Raw genomic sequence first — 2,924 nt, forward strand, 5'->3', positions numbered from 1 at the left:
CCCGTGACCCGTCACCAGGTGCCGCGCCACCAGCGCACCGAGACCACCGGTGCCACCGGTCACCAGCACCGTCCCCGAGATCCCCGGGGTTCCCGGCGTCTCGGCGGGCGCCTCGCGCCGCGCCAGGCGCGGGACGAGGGGAGCGCCGTTCGTGACGCGCACCTGGGGTTCGCCGGTCGCGGCGACGAGGGACCAGTCGGTGTGGTCGTCCTCGACCTCGGCCAGGACGAACCGTCCTGGCTGCTCCGACTGCGCCGAGCGCACCAGACCCCACACGGCAGCCCCGGCGGGGTCGCCCGCCCGGGTGGCGAAGATCAGGGTGGCGTCGGCGGGGTGGACGGCGATGGCGTCCAGGACCCGGCCGGTCAGTTCGCGGACGCGGGCGGGCACGTCGGGCAGGTCGCTCACGCACGGGATCACCACGGCGCCGGCGGGGAGGGGGGCGGCGGGGGGTGCCTCGACCCAGTCGACGCCGTGGACCGCCGTGCCGCCGGAGGCGGTCCTGCGGGGGGCCGCGGCCCGTACGCGGAGGGCGTCGATCGACAGGACCGGCGCGCCGGCCGGGTCGGCCGCCTCGACGAGGGTGTCCTCCCCGGAGGTGGTCAGCCGTACGCGGAGTTCGGGGGCCTCGGAGGTGTGCAGCGACACGCCTCCGAACGCGAAGGGCAGGAGCAGTTCGTCGTCGTCGCCGGTCAGGACGAGGGGGTGCAGGGCGGCGTCGAGGAGGGCGGGGTGGATGCCGTACCCGGCCCCGTCCACGCCCTCGGGCAGCGCCACCTCGGCGAACAACTCCTCGCCACGGCGCCACACCGCACGCAACCCCTGGAACGCCGGACCGTACTCATACCCCCGCTCCGCCAGCCGCTCGTACCCGCCCTCGACCTCCACCGGCTCCGCACCCACCGGCGGCCACTGCGCCGCCCACGCGTACGAGACACCGGCCGCAACGTCGGCGGAGAGGGTGCCGGAGGCGTGCCGGCGCCACCCGTCGGAGGTACGGGAGTGGACGGCGACGGCGCGGCGCCCCCCGTCGTCGGGCCGGTCCACGGTGACCTGGACGGTGACGGAGCCGCCGTCCGGGAGGGAGAGCGGCGCCTCGATGACGAGCTCGTCCAGGTGCGCGCAGTCGGCGTGCGCGCCGCCTTCGAGGGCGAGCTCGGCGAACGCGGTGCCGGGCAGCAGGACGCCGCCCTCCACCGCGTGGTCCGCGAGCCAGGACACGCTCCTGGCCGAGAGCTGCCCGGACAGGACGTAGGCGTCGCCGGCCACGGCGACGACGGCGGAGAGCAGCGGGTGCGCGGAGCCGTCGATGCCCGCGCCGGTGGGGCGGCCCACCGGCTCGTGGTCCCCGAGCCAGTAGCGGCGCCGCTCGAAGGCGTAGGTCGGCGGGTCCGCCGTCGGCCGCGGGGCGGGGGCGAGGGCGGTGAGCCAGTCGACGTCCGCACCGAGCGCCCAGGCGTGGGCGAGGGCGAGCAGGAAGCGCGGCCAGTCGCCGGAGCCCCGGCGCAGGGACCCGCAGACCCCGGCGGTGATTCCCGCCGCGTGGCAGCTCTCGTCGGTGTCGGCGCCCAGCACCGGGTGCGGGCTGACCTCGACGAACAGCGGTGTGCCCGTTCCCCCGCACGCCCTGATCGCCTCGTCGAACAGCACCGGGTTGCGCAGGTTGTCGTACCAGTAGGCGGAGGTCAGCCGGGAGGGCTCGATGAACCTGCCGGCGAGGGAGGAGCAGAAGGCGATGGCGGTGTCGTGCGGCCGTACCCCGTCGAGGGTGGCGGCGAGCTCGTCGGCGATGGGCTCGACGAGCGGGGTGTGGGAGGCGTAGTCGACGGCGACGCGGCGCACGCGGACGGTCTCGCCGCAGGCGGCGGTGAACTCGTCCAGCGCGTCGGCCTCACCGGCGACGACGCAGGAGGCCGGGCCGCTGTGGACGGCCACCCAGAGGCGGCCCTCCCACGGTTCGAGCCGCGCCCGGGTCTCGGCGGCGGGCAGGGCCACGGCGAGCATGCCTCCGGTGCCGCTGAGCCCGATCAGCGCCCGGGAGCGCAGGGCCACGACCTTGGCGGCGTCCTCCAGGGTCAGCGCCCCGGCGACGCACGCGGCGGCGATCTCGCCCTGCGACTGGCCGACGACCGCCGTGGGGTCCACACCGTGGGAGCGCCACAGCTCCGCGAGGGAGACCATGACGGCGAACAGGACGGGCTGGATGACCTCGGTGCCCTCCAGGGCGGGGGCGCCGTTCCGTCCGCGCAGCACGTCGACGACCGACCATCCGGTGTGCGGGCGCAGGGCCTCGTCGCAGCTCAGCAGCCGGGCGCGGAAGACCTCGCTGGTGTCCAGGAGGTCGACGGCCATGCCCTCCCACTGGGAGCCCTGGCCGGGGAAGACGAACACCGGCCGGGCGGCGGGGAGCGCCTCGCCCTGGACGGCGGCGGCGTGGGGGGTGCCGTCGGCGACGGCGGCGAGCGCGTCGAGGAGTTCGGCGCGGTCGGCGGCCACCACGACCGCGCGGTGCGCGAACCCGGCCCTGCCGGCCAGGGTGCGGCCGGTGGCGCGCAGGTCGTCGTCGGAGGCGGCGCCGGCGTACCGGCGCAGCCGTTCGGCCTGGGCGCGCAGGGCGGTGCCGGTCTTGGCCGACACCGTCCAGACGAGCGGCTCACCGGAGGCGGCGGGCCGCTCGTCCGGGCCGGTGGCGGGATCGGTCGCGGTCGCGGGGTCGGCGGCGGGGGCGCCTTCGAGGATGATGTGGGCGTTGGTGCCGCTGACGCCGAAGCTGGAGACCCCGGTGCGGGCCGGCCGGTCGGCGGGGAACTCCACCGGGCCGGTGGCCACGCGGACGCCTCCGGAGTCCCAGTCGACGTGGGGGGTGGGTTCGGTCACGTGCAACGTCTGCGGCAACACCCCGTGCCGCATCGCCTGCACCATCT

General features: G+C 76.7%; 1 protein-coding gene. It reads right to left on the reverse strand.

Features of this window, described 5'->3' with window-relative positions:
- A partial coding sequence (locus ACLQ2R_RS39370; protein ID WP_425966524.1) for an acyltransferase domain-containing protein occupies window positions 1-2,910 on the reverse strand: 2,910 nt, incomplete at its 3' end.
- Window positions 2,911-2,924: the final 14 nt, after the last annotated feature.

Origin of the sequence: Streptosporangium sp. DT93 (assembly GCF_049844535.1) — a bacterium.
Classification (GTDB): Bacteria; Actinomycetota; Actinomycetes; order Streptosporangiales; family Streptosporangiaceae; genus Streptosporangium.